This is a genomic window from Flavobacterium sp. KKT103 (assembly GCF_055640565.1).
In genome coordinates, this window is sequence record NZ_CM145766.1 from 2,698,860 (window position 1) to 2,716,520 (window position 17,661).

Below are 17,661 nucleotides of genomic sequence, written 5' to 3' on the forward strand. Positions count from 1 at the left end.
GTATATTTGAAATTCACGTATTCAAATTATTGACTTTTAAATATTTAAATACAACAAAATGAGTAAAGGACCTATTAGCCAGTTTATTGAAAAACATTATTTGCACTTTAATTCAGCTTCCTTAGTTGACGCTGCTAAAGCATACGAAGATCAGTTAGCAAATGGAGCTAAAATGATGGTGAGTATGGCCGGTGCAATGAGTACTGCAGAGATTGGGAAAATTTTCTCTGAAATTATTCGCCAAGACAAAGTTCATATTATCTCTTGTACAGGAGCTAATCTTGAAGAAGATATCATGAATCTTGTAGCACACTCTCACTACGAAAGAGTTCCTAATTACAGAGATTTAACTCCTCAAGATGAATGGGATTTATTAGAAAGAGGACTAAACAGAGTTACAGATACTTGTATTCCTGAGCATGAAGCTTTCCGTCGTTTGCAAAAGCATATTTTTAAAATATGGAAAGATGCTGACGATAAAGGAGAACGTTATTTTCCGCATGAATTCATGTACAAAATGTTACTTTCTGGTGTTCTTGAAGAATATTACGAAATTGACTTAAAAGACAGCTGGATGTATGCTGCAGCTGAGAAAAATTTACCTATTATTGTACCAGGATGGGAAGATAGTACCATGGGTAACATCTTCGCTTCTTACGTAATTAAAGGTGAGTTGAAAGCATCAACTATGAAGTCAGGTATTGAGTACATGACTTTCCTAGCTGGTTGGTATCCTGAAAATAGTGCTAAAGGAATTGGTTTCTTCCAAATTGGTGGTGGAATCGCTGGAGATTTCCCAATTTGTGTTGTACCAATGTTATACCAAGATATGGAAATGCATGATATTCCGTTTTGGAGCTATTTCTGCCAAATTTCAGACTCTACAACAAGCTACGGTTCGTATTCTGGAGCTGTTCCAAACGAAAAAATTACGTGGGGTAAATTAGATATGAAAACTCCAAAGTTTATAATTGAGTCCGATGCTACTATTGTAGCACCATTAATTTTTGCTTATTTATTAGATTTATAATACATTTTTTATGAGAAGAGTTATTGTTGAGTACGCCAAATTAACAAACGAAATTTTGAACTTATTAGTTGAAAAATTTCCTGATGGATATGACGATGAAGACATTATCCGTTTTAGAAATGCTAAAAACGAGTTAGTAGAAGCTGTAGAAGTACGTACCGATGACACCATGTACCTTGTTAAAGTTAGTACCAAACTTGCTGACCGTATCGAAAACTATGATGAGGATGACGAAATTGATGACGAAATTGAACCAATCATCCCTGCAAAAGGCATAGATCTTGACGACGATATGGATGATGATGACGACGATGACGATAGTATCAAAAAATCTGAAACTGATGACGATGACGACGATGATGACGATGACGACGAAGCTGATATCGCAGACGAGGATGACGATGACGACGAAGATTAAAAAAAAATAGTAAAAAAAGGAACTCCTAATCGAGTTCCTTTTTTATTAGTAAATTGAATCGCTACGATTAAGAAAGGTACCTATAAATGATTACAACCGAAAAGACACATACTGTTTTAAAACAAAATTTTGGATTTGAAAGGTTTCGACCGAATCAAGAAGAAATTATTCAATCTATTTTAAACGGAAGAGATACTTTAGCGATCATGCCAACAGGTGGTGGAAAATCAATTTGCTTTCAGTTACCTGCATTATTGTTTGATGGAATCACCATCGTAATTTCGCCTCTTATTGCACTGATGAAAGACCAAGTCGATAGTTTGAAAGCAAACGGAATAGCTGCTTGTTATATCAATAGTAGTCAAACTGAAGCCGAACAGACATTTCATATTCAAAATTTAATTGATGGTAATACGAAGATTGTATATGTTGCTCCTGAAAGTTTATCCTATCTTGAAAACACCTTCAGCAGAATTACAGTGAGTCTCATTGCAATTGATGAAGCACACTGTATCTCGTCTTGGGGCCATGACTTTAGGCCAGCGTATACCAACCTAGGTTACCTTAAAAACCGCTTCCCTTCTACTCCAATCTTAGCTTTAACTGCAACAGCAGATAAGGCTACAAGAAAAGACATTAGCAAACAATTAAACTTAAGAGAACCTCAAACTTTTATTTCTTCATTTGACCGAAAAAATCTAAGTTTAGAAGTTCGCCCCGCTTTAGATCGAGTAAAACAAATTTTAGATTTTATTCAGCAGAAGCCTTCACAATCGGGAATAATCTATTGCCTTAGCAGAAAAACAACCGAAGAACTTGCTGAAAAATTACAAAAATCGGGTATCAACGCCAAAGCGTATCATGCGGGTTTGGAAAGCAATTTACGTTCTGCTACTCAAGATGATTTCATTAATGATGATTGCCAAGTTGTTTGTGCAACTATTGCATTTGGAATGGGAATTGATAAATCGAATGTCCGTTGGGTGATTCATTACAATTTGCCGAAAAATATTGAAGGCTACTACCAAGAAATTGGTCGCGCAGGAAGAGATGGCTTGCCTTCAGAAACCTTGCTTTTTGAAAGTTATGGCGATTTAATTCAGTTGCAAAAATTTGCTTCACAAGGACTAAACGCTGATGTACAATTAGCCAAACTGGAACGAATGAAACAGTATGCAGATGCGTTAAGCTGCCGCAGAAAAATTCTACTTTCCTATTTTGGGGAACTTATAACTGACAATTGTGGCAATTGCGATATTTGCAAAAATCCGCCTGCTTTCTTCGATGGTACGATTGTCGCGCAAAATGCATTGTCAGCAATAAGCCGATTGCAAGAATCAGAACCCCTTCCCGTTATTGTAGATTTTCTAAGAGGATCCAAAAACGCCTATATTTACGAGAAGGAATACCAAAATTTGAAAACATATGGCGTAGGTCAAGATTTATCCTGGTTTGATTGGAATCAATACCTGATTCAGTTGATTAATTTGGGATACTGTGAGATTGCCTTTCACCAACAAAACAAAATTAGACTGACTCCATTTGCTCAAAAAGTATTGTTTAACGGCGAAAAAGTACAATTAACATCGGTACAAAAAGCATCGTTTGAAAAAAGTGAGGAGAAAAGTGTAAAAAGTAAACCAACAGCAAATTCTCTTTTTGAAACCTTAAGAAAGTTACGATACGAAATCTCAAAGAAAGAAGAAGTGCCGGCTTATGTGATTTTTAGTGATGCGGCTTTACGCCAAATGGAAACCAACCGTCCAATGAGCGAGGAAGAATTGATTACAATCGATGGTGTTGGAAAGGTAAAACTCGAAAAATACGGACAACCTTTTATCAACGCTATTATTGAATTCCAAAAAACTAAAGTTATAAAACAGAAAAAAGAGGCTAGTACTTACAAAGAAACACTACAACTGTACAATAGTGGATTACCTATTGATGAAATTGCAACCAAACGAAAGCTAGGACTTAGTACCGTTATTTCTCATATTGCTAAACTTTATGTAGATGGAGCAATTGATGATTTATCAAGCTTTATTTCAGAAGCTGACATCGCTTTGATTAGGCAAACTCAAATCACGTTAGAAAACGCCACAACTTTGAAGCCCTATTATGATTATCTAGAGGAAAAGTTGAGTTATGACAAAATAAGATTAGCATTAGCTTTTATCGAAAAAGAAAAAGCGACATTGTAAATACATGATACAATCATTTGAAGCTATAGTAAACGAAAATACCCAGATCCTAATTTTAGGAACTATCCCTGGCGTGGCCTCATTAAAAAAGCAACAGTATTACGGAAATCCAAGAAATCATTTTTGGAAAATAATTTACGCGCATTTTGACATCACTACCGAACCTATAGAGTACAAGGATAAAATAAGCGTGCTGCAGTCCAAAAATATAGGACTTTGGGATGTTCTTGAAAATTGCGACCGCCAAGGAAGCTTGGACATAGCTATCAAAAATCAAACTGAAAATGATTTTCATACCTTGTTCCAACACTATAAAAAGATTACTACCCTCCTTTTTAATGGTAAAGAAAGCCACCGCTATTTTTATAAAAAATATGGACAATTAGAAGGCATCACTTATTATGTACTGCCTTCTACGAGTCCCGCCAACACAATGCATTTTGAAACTAAGTTAGCGCTTTGGTCAAGCGGCTTAAAGTAACTTACAAATAACGCTCTTCGAATATTTGTTGGTGATGTTTTTGATGTCCAATCAAGATAAAACCAATGGCGCGAACTGATATAGTAGTATTTGAAGCCACGCCTAAACGCTCTAGTTGCGCACTTGAAAAACTTTTAAAAAGCGCCAAGGTACTTTGACGTACAATAGACAATTCAGTTAGTAAACTTTGTAAGTGTCTGCTATCAGCATCTGTATTCACTACATATTCGTTTTCATCGAAGCCAGGTAAAGAAGTAGTGTCATTTCTAGAAATTCGCAATGCGCGATAACTAAAAATACGCTCTGTATCAATGATGTGCTGAATGATTTCTTTGATAGTCCATTTTCCTTCGGCGTAACGATAGTCAAATTTATCCATTGGGATGTTTTGTACGAATTTTATAAATTCGTGAAGACAAATCTCTAATTCTTCCAGCATATCTGCATTTTTCGCTTTCTCAATATAAGTGGAATAATAAGGAGCGTATTCGGTATTTTTTATTTCAGTTGTAGTCATATTATATTTTTAGGCTGAGTTTCTGCTTGCATTTGTATTTCCAAAAAGGGAGCGTGTAACAATTTTTTCGTAAACTTTTATAAGTTCGTCATTTACTACTGCTTCTTTATTAAGTTCATTTATTCGTAATAAAGCATATTGTTGTATTGTCAACAATGGCAATACAATACGTTCTCTTATTTGAATAGAAGCTATACCATCAGGATAGTTTTCCATCAACTCTTTATGACCTGCTATTTTCAATAAAAGTCGCTTCGTTTCTAAGAACTCATCATATATTATTTGCCAAAACTCACCAAATTCGGGATCATTTTTCATGTAGGCCGTTAACGGAAAAAAGGACTTTGCCATCGACATCATACTGTTTTCAAGTAACGTTTTAAAGAACATCGAACTATCATACAACTCTTGTGCTTTATGCCATTGGTCCATTTCTTCAAAATGCTTTAAAGCAGAACCAACACCAAAGAAACCAGGGACATTTTGTTTCAACTGACTCCAAGAACCTACAAATGGGATCGCTCTTAAATCTTTGAAATCAAGTTGGTCCGACTTACTCCTTTTGGATGGACGACTACCAATATTTGTTTTAGCGTAGTATTTTAAGGTACTCATCTTTTCTAAATAAGGAATAAATTTAGGATGATTTTTAAAACTTAAGTACTTCGTATACCCTAAATTAGCCAATTGATCCAATACCTCTTTATTGGCGCTAGACATTTTATTTTGTTCTTTACTAAATACCTGATTCGTTACTCCTGCGCTTAGTAAATTTTCTAAATTGTATCGACAGGAATCAACTGTTCCAAAATTAGAACTAATGGTTTGCCCTTGAACCGTTATTTGGATTTCGTTATTTTCAATTTTCGGACCTAAAGAGGCATAAAACTTATGTGTTTTTCCTCCTCCACGTGCTGGTGGTCCACCGCGTCCGTCAAAAAAGATAACTTTAACGCCATATTTTCTAGAAATTGCCGTTAATTCCTCTTTGGCCTTGTATATACTCCAATTCGCCATTAGGTAACCACCATCCTTAGTTCCGTCAGAGAAACCTAACATAATAGTTTGCTTCATTTCTCTTGCCTTTAAATGATTAAAATACGCTTGGTTCGTATACAATTGCTCCATAATGGTATGTGCGTTCATCAAATCATCAACGGATTCAAATAACGGCACCACATCAACAGTAGGAGTTTCCCAATCGCATAGACGAATCATAGCAAAAGTCTCCATTACATTTAAAGCACTTTCATTATTGCTTATGATATATCTATTGGCGCCAAGTTCACCATTGTTTTCTTGTATTATCTTGATGGATTGAATGGATTCAATAGTAGATTTTGTAATTTCATTAGAGAAATTAGCAGCATCTAACTTACCCGAAACCGTAGCAAGAACCTCAAATTTTTCGGTTTCAGTCAACTCGTAATAGTTTGATGGAAAAACGGGAACCGCGGCATTTACATAAAAATCAAAAATATCTTTGAAAACTTGATCATGAATTTTACTGTTTTGACGAATATCCAAAGAAGCAAAATGGAAACCAAATAGATTTACTTTAATAATTAAAGCTTCCAATTGATCCAAATAAAGAGATTGATGCTGTGTTACAACAATGGTTTTAATCTTATTTAATTGCGCCTTAAATTCTTCTAAAGTAATAAAAATATCACCTTTTGAATAAAACACGGAACGGTAAAGTTTGTGTTCAAGTTCTGTAATTAAAACATCTACATTATAGAAAGTTAGCTTTCTTTTTAAATTTCGTATTTCTATATAATAACACTTTAAAATGGAAGTTCTCAAACGCTCCGCTACTTTCAATGTTATCTCGGTTGTCACGAAAGGATTTCCGTCTCGATCTCCACCTGGCCAAAAACCTAATTTGATCAATGCATTCTGAATCGATTCACCTTGAAACACGTTTTTCTGCAAGTAATGAACCATATCACCTGAAGTATGGTAAAAAACATTTTCGAGGTACCAAATTAAACTTACAGCTTCATCAAAGGGATTGGGTTTCTCATTCTTTATAAAAGGTGTCTTCCCTAGCTGGGCTAAAAGTTCCTTGATATTCAATAAATTATTTCCGCGAATAGCATCAGTTAAATCGTTTATAATTCCTAAAACAGACCCAGGATAAAATTGAGTAGGATGTGCCGTAAGCACTGTTCTGACATTAAAATCTTCTAAAAACGCAATAAGTTCTGCCTTTTTCCCTTTCGCTTCGGCTTTTTCTTTTATATCGCGCAACGAACCACGACCTTCCATATTGTTTACAATTGGAAAAGCAGCATCTTCAACGGCATCAAATAAAACAATTTGGCGTTCGATATATTGAATAAAACGAAACATCAAATCTATTTTATCCTTCTCATCATCAGACTGCAAGTATTTTTTGGAAAAATAATCCATAATTTCTTTTGGCGTCTGTGATCGCTTGAATCCTTTTTCACAAACTTCTGTAAATAAAGGAAGTAAAACCCCTGTATTATCAATAGAATCAAAAGGTAGCGTAATAAATACACTGTTGTAAATATTGTATTTAGAGAGCACGTTTTCATTAAAACGTTGGATTTTAGGTAAAGTATACATGAGGTGTTGTAGTTGGTTAGTGGTCGTTAAAATAGGTGTAAAAAAATAACCTCAAGAACTAACTTGAGGTTATATTACACAAATATAGCATTCAAGTAAATTACATGTTTTTAAAGATCGTGTGCATCAAACGCTTTTTATCGTTAATGCTTTCCTCAAGAGAAATCATAGTTTCAGTTCTATAAACACCTTCAATATCATCAATCATAAAGATTACGTCTTTAGCATGCTTGGTATCTTTGGCTCTAATTTTACAGAAAATATTAAATTTTCCTGTTGTCACAGAAGCCACCGTTACAAATGGTATTTCGTTAATACGTTGTAAAACAAACTTAGTTTGAGATGTGTTGTTTAGAAAAACACCAACATAAGCGATGAAAGAATAACCTAATTTATCATAGTCAAGAACTAATGAAGATCCCATAATAATCCCAGCATCCTCCATTTTTTTTACCCTAACGTGTACGGTACCAGCAGAGATTAGCAGTTTTTTTGCAATATCTGTAAAAGGAACTCTCGTATTATCAATCAACATATCTAAAATTTGGTGATCTACTTCATCTAAACGGAACTTACTCATATTTCATTAATTAACATTATTATTTAGTTGTGTTGCAGTATAAAAATATACATAAAAAAGGCAAAGCTATCAAAAAAATTACTTTATTATTAAACCATTAACAATTTTTATACTTTTATTTAAATAAAAATTGGCTTTTTGACCTAATTTCGGAAAACCATCTTCATCATCTGAATACAACGCTTCGTTCGCATCATACACATAATGACCGTAGTAACCTTCTAAATCACCAATTTCTACAAAATAAGCGTTAAAAGTAATCATATTCTCAATTAACTCTTCCTTATACTGCAATGCAAAATTCGTTATTTTTTCGATACCATCATAATTAATCCTAACCTTTTTATACATAAAATCATAAAAAACAGCTTTATTTTGAGGAATATTCAAATATTCGTCAATTCTATTAACAACTATATCGTTTTCGTAAATTGCTAGAAAACTCGAAATCAATGCGACAAATGCATATTTCCTTGTTTCCTCTCGCTGATAATCATCCTGCAAATGTCCTGCCTCAAATAAAATAGTAGGCGTTCCCAAATACTGAAAAGTATCACCAATACAATTAATATTAAAAGAATCATCAAAACGTCCTATTTGACCTGGAATTAACTCTTGTAGCACCTTATTAATCGCCACTATTACGTTAATTGCTTTTAAACGTGATGTATTTACCTCACGGTCGGCATTATAGGAAGGGGCTAAAAACGATAGTGTTGCAGGTTTCCCAGTATCACTAACTCCAAAAATGGTGCGCTGATCATGTAAATTATAGCAATAATCTGGATTAAACGAATTGTATTCAGCTTGTAAAACCCTGCTTTCGGGTTGTGTAAGATCCTGAGAATCTCGGTTCAAATCTACTTTATTGGCATTTTCTCTAGTATACAGTTCCGAACCATCTGGATTTAGCATCGGAATGCAACAAAAAGAAAAACGGTCTAGCAGTTTGGTAGCTAAATCCGATTTAGAGTGCAGCAAATTCAAGAAATCAAACAAGGCTTTCGTAGTAGTGCTTTCATTTCCATGCATTTGAGACCATAGTAGTATTTTTATATTTCCTGTCCCAATGAGGTATTTATAAATAGGTTTGCCCAAAACCGATTTTCCTATAATGGAAAGCTGATTGTTGGTATTTAATCGTTTTAAAATAGGCTCAATTGAATCTAAAGTTACGTATCTCCCGCTAATAGATTGGTCCTTGTTGTCAGTGAATAATGCTTCGAAATTCATATTTAATTATTAATTTACAAAAGTAAACATCTTTATATTTACAAATGTAAACAGTAAAAAATATCGATATTTTAGAAATGTAAACACTATTTCTAGGTTTAAAGTAAACTAAGTACAATAGCTCGTATACAATTGTTACCTATTTTATTGTTAAGTACTATATATTTACTAATCAATACTTTATGATAAGTTATATTAACCATTACTTATTGTTTTTATTCCCTACTTTAATAATTTACAATTGTAATATAGTAGTTTCAGACTTTTTTAATTACATTTGTAACAGTTGGAATAAAAACTTAATTTACAATGGTAAACACAGAAGATTTCATAAAACGTTTAGAGATTATCTTAGACTACTACAGTTTAAATGCCTCTGGTTTTGCCGACAAAATTGGCGTACAACGCTCTAGCTTGTCTCACCTACTTTCTGGTAGAAATAAGCCAAGTCTTGATTTTATTCTGAAAATTTTAGATGTTTTTCCTGATGTAGATTTGTATTGGATTTTGAATGGAAAAGGAAACTTTCCTAAAAATGAAGAAACCACTCCTGAGAAATTAGCTCCCGCTACTCCAACGGTTGCAACGGACAAAAATGAGATAGGAAATTTATTTAGCGAAACTCCATCAGAAAAAAGTACTGCTTCAATAGCAGAAATTGAAACAGCAGCCATTGCAAATTCATTTCCTACTGCCAACAATGAAAAAAATGAAATCGAAAAGATTGTAATCTTCTATAAAAATGGAACTTTTAAAAGTTATGTTCCTTAAATGGACTTGCTACTTTTACGGAGGGTATATTACATTCGATGATACAAGCTACTTTTAATACTTTAAAAAACCTGAAATATAATAAGTTTTTATTTTTCAGGGACCCAATAGCTTTTCTCTGGAATTTTACCAACCACACCTCTATAATGTTCTAAAAGTGCCGCCATATCGTTTTCAAGGTCACCTGTTGGAGCGATAGGACGTCCTAGATTTACTTCTTTTTTACCAAAATCAAAGGCTACGGGAACAATAGGAACATTAGCTTTTAAAGCTATGTAATAAAAACCTGTCTTAAGCGTACTTACTTTGTCTCTGGTTCCTTCAGGAGCTACCGCCAACCTGAATGTTTCTTTTTTATCAAAAATGGCAGCGATAGCGTCTACTTTGTTTAAACCGCCGGATCGATCTAAGGGTTCTCCTCCCATGTACTTGAAGTACGAACGCAGTGGAAAACGAAATAATTCTTTTTTGCCTACAAAATTCATTTCTAAGCCCGTAATTCCCCTTGTGAAAATACCTAAGTAAAAATCGTGAGCACTGGTATGTGGCATGACCATCATCACACATTTTTTCAAAGCGGGATCAATGCTGCCAACAATTTTCCAGCCCATGAGTCTAAAGAAAATAAATTTGTAGATAAGCTTCTTCATATTTGCAATTTTGATGCAAAATATATAATTTAAACCTTATTTTTCAATAAATCTGATTCTATGCTAAAAAAAATAGGAAGTTATTTTTTACCAATAAACATATATAGCACTAAATCAGCTATTAGCAAGACACTTGAAGTGACTTGGGCTAATGGCGAATTAGTTTTAGATTCAGCAAATACCAATTATTCGTACGGAAGTTTACAACGTATTTTAAAATATGGCTTGCAACATATTGGCTTTGAAAAAATCAAACAAATGAACGAAATACTCGTTCTAGGTGTGGCTGGAGGTAGTGTTATAAAAACGCTAGTTGAAGATATTAAGTTTACAGGAGCAATAACGGGTGTTGAAATCGATGCCGAAATTATTACCCTTGCCAATGCGCATTTTAAACTAAATGAGATTCCGAATCTTCAAATTATTATAGATGATGCTTTTGAGTTTGTGCTGAAAACAACTAAAAAATATGATTTAATTCTAATTGATATTTTTCAAGATACAACAATGCCTGCCTTTTTATTTGAATCCTTCTTTACGAAACGAATTTGCTTTTTGCTCAAGCAAAAGGGATTTGTTCTTTTTAATACCATGATTCTGGATGAGCCTAGTAGTCTTCGCAACAAAAAATACTTGGCTGATTTTAAGGAGCCTCATTTTAGCATGCGAACGTTACCCCGAGTGGAACAACACAATGAGCTTATTATCATTGAAAGCGTGGCGCTCTAAAAGCTGTCAAATTACAACAAATAAAACAGCCGCAATTTTTAAAAATTGCGGCTTTACTTATCATTTGAAATGACTTTCTATTTTGAAGCTAAATAAGCTACAACATTGCCATTAATGCGATCATCAATATTATCAATATCGGCTTTTACAAATTTTTCACCTAGAATATTTTCATATAATTCAATGTATCTTTCTGAAACCGACTCAATATACGCCTCAGTCATCTCCGGAATTGCTTGTCCGTCCTGTCCTTGAAAACCATTTTCAATCAACCAACGACGAACAAATTCTTTAGATAATTGCTTTTGTTCTTCGCCTTTATCTTGTCGCTCTTGATAGCCTTCTGCGTAAAAATAACGAGACGAATCCGGTGTGTGAATTTCATCGATTAAAACGATTTTACCGTCTTTTGTTTTACCAAATTCATATTTGGTGTCCACTAAAATCAAACCTCTACTAGCCGCAATCTCTGTTCCTCTTTGATACAAGGCGCGTGTGTATTTTTCAAGAACAAGGTAATCTTCTTCGGTAACTATTCCGTTAGATAAAATTGCTTCTCTCGAAATATCCGCATCATGTTCTCCATTGTCTGCTTTGGTCGTTGGCGTAATAATTGGCTCCGGAAATTTATCGTTCTCCTTCAGCCCTTCAGCCATTGTTACACCACAAATCGTTCTTTTGCCTTGAGCGTACTCCCTTGCGGCATGACCTGATAAATAGCCTCTAATAACCATTTCGACTTTAAAAGGATCACACAAATGACCTACAGCAACGTTGGGATCAGGAGTTGCAATGAGCCAATTCGGGACGATATCGGCTGTTAATTCCATGAATTTAGTTGCAATTTGATTCAGAATTTGACCTTTATACGGAATCCCTTTTGGTAAAACCACATCAAAAGCCGAAAGCCTGTCTGTAGCCACCATGACCAATAATTCGTCATTGATATTGTAAACTTCTCTGACTTTACCACGGTAAACCGATTTTTGTTCAGGAAATGTAAAATTAGTAGTTGTAATTGTATTCATTGTTGTGTGTTATTGTTTTGGCAAAAGTAGGTTTTTAGTAAAGATACGCAAAATACTAACTTCCTTTTTCTGCGTTGCTTTTAACTATTTTTGCAATAGGGAGTTATTGAATAAATTTAAAATTCGGCTGTATTCATCTACCCAAGAATAGGTTTCTTTGAATCCGTGTGCTTCAACTGGGAAAGAGGCCAAAGTCCAGTTTTTCTTTCCAAGTTCAATGAAACGCTGCGAAAGGCGCACAATGTCTTTATATTCCACATTATTATCAACCATTCCGTGCAACATAAGCAACTCACCCTTCAAGTTATCTGCAAAATAAATAGGGGAACTTTTTTTGTAGGCCAAAGGATCCGTTTCTGGGAAATTTAAAATATTCCCAGTATATCCATGGTTGTAATGCGCCCAATCCGTTACTGATCGTAACGCCGCTCCCGCTTTGAATTCTCCTGGAGTGGTTAACATTCCCATTAGGGTAATAAAACCACCGTACGATCCACCGTAAATCCCTACTCTACCAGCATCAATATTTAGATTGTCTACTAAATATTTTTTACCATCAATTTGATCTGATAAATCTTTTCCGCCCATAAAACGGTAAATCCCAGTTCTAAAATCTCTACCATAACCGTCACTACCGCGGTAATCAATATCTAAAACCGTATAACCCGCATCGGTTAGCAAATTATGAAACATATATTCTCTGTGGTAGGTACTCCAGTAATTGTGTGCGTTTTGCAAATAACCAGCTCCGTGTACAAAAATAACTGCCGCTTTATTGGCATTGCTGCTTTCGGGCTTATACAATCGAGCATTGACCATAGTACCATCTTGCGCTTTAAAACTGATTACGTCAGGGCTGCGCCAAGGATAGGCATTAAATTCAGGAGTTGTCGAAAAAGTAATTTGTTCTTGAACAGGATTCGTTTTGTTGTCCGCCACAAATAATTCCCAAGGTTTGTTTTTATAAGAATAGCGGAATACTAATTTAGTCTCATCAGGAGACAAGCTGGTTTCATAGGCACCGTCTTTTGCTAATATCGGTTGTAGTTTAGCATCGGCTACAGCCAATTTATAAAAATTTCGATTTCCGGGATGAATAGTCGTTGTTGTTAAATAGAAAGATTTTTTGTCTTTCGCCAAAATAACATCACGCACTTCCCAATTGCCCTTAGTCAGTTGCTGTTTTTTCTTAGAATTAAGATTATAAATGTACAAATGCGAATATCCAGAAGCCTCAGATTGATAGTAAATCGTGTTGTTATCTCCCAAAAAACCTAAAGTTCCCGAACTGTAAGTGTAAGAAGGAATGCCTGGTCCACCGATCCATGCTTCGTCATGCTGATAATCGATTTCTTCGAAGGTACCTTCTGCCAAATTTAACTTTACAATCCAACGGTCTTTGTTGTCTTGGCTTCTGATTTCTGTTACAGCTAGTGAACCGTTATCATTATAGGTTGGTTCTTGTACATAAATAAGTCTTTCTGTCTTTTCTTTATCTTTTAAATTATCATACAGTTTATAGTATTCAGGAGTATCTTTTAGGTGACTTAGTTTTGAGAAATTCATGTAATAAACCGAATCTTTTATTATCGAATACACACCAAACTTAATAGGTGTCAGGTTGTCTACAGAAACTTTTCTCTTCGTATCAGGCGACTTGTTGTAACCGTCAGAAGTGATGAAAACCTCCATTTTCTCACTTTTTAAATCAGTAGGCTCAGCGGCATTGAAAGTTAAATAATTCCCATTTGGGTTTGCTTTCAGGCCTTGTATGCTGTTTTTACCATAAAAATATTCTTTGGGAAAATCCGATTTTAGCTCTTCTGATTTCTCTTTGTACCATTTTTTACTAGCTTCTTGATCTCTTACGAAAAGGAAAAGTTCTTTTTGTTGGGTTTTCAAAAAGGAATCGGCTTCAGTATCTTCTTTTGGTGCTTTACCACTTTTAAAATTAGATAATTGTACCAAAGTTCCGTTGACAGTATTGAACTTCATCATGTTGTCCTCTTGTTCAAAAAACAAAACACCGTCTTCGTGAGCCAGTTGCAAATTAGAGATTGCACTACTTTGTTGAATGAGTTTTTTAATTCGGTTTTCTTTGATTGCATAGCTATATAAAGCACCTTTACTTACATAATAGGCTAAGTTAGAACCAGGCTTCTTAACAAAATTTAATTTTGAAAATGCAGCTTCTTTAGCGGACGCTAATTGTGGTTTTTTATTGCTTTTATCAACAAAATAGGTACTCGAACCGATTTCGTTTTTTGGATTCCAATCAAAATAAATTTTTTGACCGTCCAAAGACCATCTTTGATTAGTTGGTTGATTTCCGATGAAACCATCTCCTTTCATGATTTCCTCTAATTGCAACTTTTGACTTTGCACAGCGAAGCTACAAGTCAGAAACAATAGTACTAGTATGTTTTTTTTCATAGTATTGGTAGTCTTTTTTAATGATTAAATATTGGTTGTTTTGTACTTATTTCTATTAGTTAAAAAATTTAATTCTAAATACTTAGCTACTCCATCTTCACTATTAGGTTCAATAGTTTCTAAATGTGATAATTTAGTTTTTAAACTCTCAGGTGCATTCCCCATTAAAAGTCCTTTCGCTGTTGCTTTTAGCATTTCTTCGTCATTGTATCCATCTCCAAATGAAATCGCTTGTTGCAAAGTAAAACTCTCTTTCTCTAAAATTGCCTGTATGGCAACGCTCTTATCTACTGATTTGTGCATGAATTCTAAGCAATGTGGTAAACTAAAAGCATGGTTAAAATGCTGGGGATACTTTGTTGCGATTCGGTCCCGAAGTTCTACTAATACACTGTGCTTGTCATGAGTGAAAAATAATTTTATTCCTGAGTAATCCTTCAATAGATCAAAATCGACAATTTCCGGAACATAATTCATTTTAGTTTGAAAACTATTGATTTTAGGATTGTCCTTGCTTGTTTGCCACACTTCCTCCTTGAACAAAACTGTAGTGATTTCAGCATTACGCTCAACCGACAGAATTGCTTTTATCACATCAGAATCAATATTTTTAGCGTACAGTAACTCGCGGTTGGGAGCATGAATTCTAGCGCCATTTGAAGTCACTAAATAAGTTGGAAAACCTAGCGTATCGACAATAGGCATAGCATCTAGGTGGTGTCTACCCGTTGCGATAACTATCAAATAACCTTGTTGGTACAGTTCCTGAAAAACCGATCTTGTGTAGGTACCAATTTCATGATTGGGATTTAATAGCGTACCGTCTAAATCGCTTATAATTACTTTTATCTCCTGCTTCATTATTTTAACATCCTTAATTAGTTCCTCAAATTTATTGTTATTCTGCTCAAGAAGCAAAAAAACAAATATCCTAGCTCGTTTATCTACCCCATTTTACTTAAAGACAAAGCGTTCAATTAATCGTCCAAAAAGACGATATCCTAATAGGCCTCTTAAAAATGATAGCAAAGTTGCATCAAACCCAATTGTATAACGTTTGAATTTTGGTTTTGGGTTTTCGGCAATTTTTAATATTTCACTACTAATTTTAGGCTTTAAGTCCTTGTTTTTCTTGGTCTTTCGCTCAACAACCTCATTAATAGTAGTCATTAAGGAGTTGTAAGAAGCAATCGAAGATTGTTCCGATCGAGTTACATTTTTTTGAAAATTAGAAGGTGTATTTCCAAATTGAACCGTCGAGATCGCGATATTAAAATCCTTGACTTCATAAGCCAAACATTCCGAAAAGCTTTCCACAGCGTGCTTTGTAGCATGATAAAAGCTACCTAATGGCAAATTGACCAATCCAGCTATAGAAGAAATATTGATAAAGTGCCCGTTATTTTGCAATCGAAAAACCGGAATAAAAGCGCGGCATACTTTTACCACTCCCAACCAATTTACATTTACAATTTTGTCTATTTCGTCATCTTCGGCTAGTTCGACAAAACTTCGGTAGCCAACTCCAGCATTATTAATCACTAAATCTATTGTTTTATAGTCCTGCAATATGACAGTTTTGGCCGCATTTACACTATCCGTACTAGTTACATCGAGTATGTAATATTTTATATTTTCAATATTTTGAAGTTCTTTTCCTTGTTCCAAGCAAATCATGGTAGCGATAACATTCCAGTTATTTTTAGCAAAATGCAACGCTAACTCCTTACCTATTCCACCTGATGCGCCTGTTATAATTACGTTCTTCAATACTTATTTATTTTGATTTTTTATTTCATAAATACGACCCCAATTGGGGTCGCATCGCTTTTATTCTAAACTATGGCTTTTCAAACAAAGGTTCTAATCGTTATTTTCAATTTGCTTGTATGCATCAATTACTTTTTTAACTAATCGGTGTCGGACAATATCTTTATCATCTAGGTAAATAATCCCAATACCTTCCACATCTTTTAAAACTAACAAGGCTTCTTTTAGTCCTGAAATGGTTCTGCGCGGCAAATCTACTTGTCCAGGATCACCAGTAACCATGAATTTGGCACTTTTTCCCATACGCGTCAAAAACATTTTCATTTGCGAATGCGTAGTGTTTTGTGCTTCATCCAAAATCACAAAAGCATTATCAAGCGTTCGACCCCGCATGAACGCTAAAGGAGCAATTTGAATAATTCCTTTTAAAATATAGTCTTCTAATTTTTCATTAGGCAACATATCGCGCAACGCATCGTATAAGGGTTGCATGTAAGGGTCTAATTTTTCTTTCATATCACCCGGTAAAAAACCTAGATTCTCACCTGCTTCTACCGCAGGGCGAGTCAAAATGATACGTTTCACTTGTTTTTCCTTTAGTGCTTTTACGGCCATCGCTACTCCGGTATAGGTTTTACCGGTACCGGCGGGTCCTACAGCAAACACCATATCGTTTTTATTAATGGTATCAACAAGCAATTGCTGATTGGGAGTCATCGCCTTGATAATTTTACCACCAACACCGTGCACTAAAATTTTATCATTAGGTGACATTCTTTTTTCGTCTTGACTATCTCCAAGTATAACACGCTCGATGACATTATTATCGATATTGTTATACCTTGAAAAATGGACCATTAGCCTGTGAAAACGTTTTTCGAACTCGTCTAAGATTTCTTTTTCTCCAAATGCTTTTAAAGTTGTCCCTCTGGCAACTATTTTTAATTTTGGATAATATTTTTTAATCATTTCAAGATGAGTGTCTTGAGCACCCCAAAACTCTTTTGGAGCGATGTCTATGAGCTCGATAATTCTTTCGTTCAAAAGTTGTAGTTTTATATTAAAAATAATGATTTGTTAAAAGCCAATTATTTTGCTTTGTTAGCGCCCACACAATTGGTTTTTATTTTGAATTTGTTTTTGCTTTTTTGCTTTTTTGAATTTACTATTATTAGCTTTGCATTTCTCAAATTTAATGAAAATTAGTTTTAGATAGCACCTTTAG

At 34.6% G+C, this 17,661-nt stretch carries 16 protein-coding genes; 6 read left to right on the forward strand and 10 right to left on the reverse strand.

Annotated features, from left to right (window positions below; translation table 11 throughout):
• The first annotated feature begins 58 nt into the window (after nt 1-58).
• The 4 genes from ACZ2G0_RS11580 to ACZ2G0_RS11595 all read left to right on the forward strand — a co-directional run bounded on the left by ACZ2G0_RS11580 (nt 59) and on the right by ACZ2G0_RS11595 (nt 4,130).
• Complete coding sequence (locus ACZ2G0_RS11580) at nt 59-1,030, forward strand: deoxyhypusine synthase family protein (protein WP_470307795.1); 972 nt, start codon at nt 59-61, stop codon at nt 1,028-1,030.
• Between the two features lie 10 nt (nt 1,031-1,040).
• On the forward strand, nt 1,041-1,448 hold the full coding sequence (locus ACZ2G0_RS11585) for a DNA primase (protein ID WP_470307796.1): 408 nt from the start codon (nt 1,041-1,043) through the stop codon (nt 1,446-1,448).
• Between the two features lie 86 nt (nt 1,449-1,534).
• On the forward strand, nt 1,535-3,649 hold the full coding sequence (gene recQ / locus ACZ2G0_RS11590; RefSeq protein ID WP_470307797.1) for a DNA helicase RecQ: 2,115 nt from the start codon (nt 1,535-1,537) through the stop codon (nt 3,647-3,649).
• A gap of 4 nt (nt 3,650-3,653) precedes the next feature.
• Nucleotides 3,654-4,130, forward strand: a complete 477-nt coding sequence (locus ACZ2G0_RS11595) for a DNA-deoxyinosine glycosylase (RefSeq protein WP_470307798.1) — start codon at nt 3,654-3,656, stop codon at nt 4,128-4,130.
• Nucleotide 4,131: 1 nt separating this feature from the next.
• On the opposite strand, the gene ACZ2G0_RS11600 is transcribed toward ACZ2G0_RS11595, so the two are convergent.
• From ACZ2G0_RS11600 to ACZ2G0_RS11615, 4 genes are all read right to left on the reverse strand, one after another.
• The gene (locus ACZ2G0_RS11600; protein ID WP_470307799.1) at nt 4,132-4,647 is read right to left on the reverse strand and encodes a DinB family protein; all 516 of its coding nucleotides are present in this window, start codon (nt 4,645-4,647) and stop codon (nt 4,132-4,134) included.
• A 9-nt stretch (nt 4,648-4,656) separates the two neighbouring features.
• Nucleotides 4,657-7,242, reverse strand: coding sequence for a phosphoenolpyruvate carboxylase (locus ACZ2G0_RS11605; protein ID WP_470307800.1), 2,586 nt, complete (start codon nt 7,240-7,242; stop codon nt 4,657-4,659).
• A 100-nt stretch (nt 7,243-7,342) separates the two neighbouring features.
• The gene (locus ACZ2G0_RS11610) at nt 7,343-7,822 is read right to left on the reverse strand and encodes an Lrp/AsnC family transcriptional regulator (protein ID WP_132109674.1); all 480 of its coding nucleotides are present in this window, start codon (nt 7,820-7,822) and stop codon (nt 7,343-7,345) included.
• Nucleotides 7,823-7,900: 78 nt separating this feature from the next.
• On the reverse strand, nt 7,901-9,055 hold the full coding sequence (locus ACZ2G0_RS11615; RefSeq protein WP_470307801.1) for a M14 family metallopeptidase: 1,155 nt from the start codon (nt 9,053-9,055) through the stop codon (nt 7,901-7,903).
• A gap of 309 nt (nt 9,056-9,364) precedes the next feature.
• Here ACZ2G0_RS11615 and ACZ2G0_RS11620 point away from each other — a divergent pair, with 309 nt between their 5' ends.
• A complete protein-coding gene (locus ACZ2G0_RS11620; protein ID WP_470307802.1) occupies nt 9,365-9,826 on the forward strand; it encodes a helix-turn-helix domain-containing protein in 462 nt (153 codons plus the stop codon).
• Between the two features lie 89 nt (nt 9,827-9,915).
• Here ACZ2G0_RS11620 and ACZ2G0_RS11625 read toward each other — a convergent pair whose 3' ends face one another.
• Nucleotides 9,916-10,476 (reverse strand): 1-acyl-sn-glycerol-3-phosphate acyltransferase, encoded by a 561-nt coding sequence (locus tag ACZ2G0_RS11625; protein WP_470307803.1) that lies wholly within the window; start codon nt 10,474-10,476, stop codon nt 9,916-9,918.
• 60 nt (nt 10,477-10,536) lie between these two features.
• Between ACZ2G0_RS11625 and ACZ2G0_RS11630 the strand changes: the two genes are divergently transcribed.
• Nucleotides 10,537-11,205 carry a spermidine synthase gene (locus ACZ2G0_RS11630; protein ID WP_470307804.1) on the forward strand — a complete coding sequence of 223 codons (669 nt, stop codon included), beginning with the start codon at nt 10,537-10,539 and terminating at the stop codon, nt 11,203-11,205.
• A gap of 77 nt (nt 11,206-11,282) precedes the next feature.
• Here the strand turns inward: ACZ2G0_RS11630 and ACZ2G0_RS11635 are convergent, their stop codons facing one another.
• The 5 genes from ACZ2G0_RS11635 to ACZ2G0_RS11655 all read right to left on the reverse strand — a co-directional run bounded on the left by ACZ2G0_RS11635 (nt 11,283) and on the right by ACZ2G0_RS11655 (nt 17,480).
• Nucleotides 11,283-12,233, reverse strand: a complete 951-nt coding sequence (locus tag ACZ2G0_RS11635; RefSeq protein ID WP_470307805.1) for a phosphoribosylaminoimidazolesuccinocarboxamide synthase — start codon at nt 12,231-12,233, stop codon at nt 11,283-11,285.
• Between the two features lie 84 nt (nt 12,234-12,317).
• Entirely contained in the window at nt 12,318-14,666 is a 2,349-nt protein-coding gene (locus tag ACZ2G0_RS11640) for an alpha/beta hydrolase family protein (protein WP_470307806.1), read from the reverse strand.
• Nucleotides 14,667-14,690: 24 nt separating this feature from the next.
• Nucleotides 14,691-15,527, reverse strand: a complete 837-nt coding sequence (locus tag ACZ2G0_RS11645; protein ID WP_470307807.1) for a Cof-type HAD-IIB family hydrolase — start codon at nt 15,525-15,527, stop codon at nt 14,691-14,693.
• 93 nt (nt 15,528-15,620) lie between these two features.
• Nucleotides 15,621-16,436 carry an SDR family NAD(P)-dependent oxidoreductase gene (locus tag ACZ2G0_RS11650; RefSeq protein WP_470307808.1) on the reverse strand — a complete coding sequence of 272 codons (816 nt, stop codon included), beginning with the start codon at nt 16,434-16,436 and terminating at the stop codon, nt 15,621-15,623.
• A 93-nt stretch (nt 16,437-16,529) separates the two neighbouring features.
• Nucleotides 16,530-17,480, reverse strand: coding sequence for a PhoH family protein (locus tag ACZ2G0_RS11655; protein WP_300286331.1), 951 nt, complete (start codon nt 17,478-17,480; stop codon nt 16,530-16,532).
• Nucleotides 17,481-17,661: the final 181 nt, after the last annotated feature.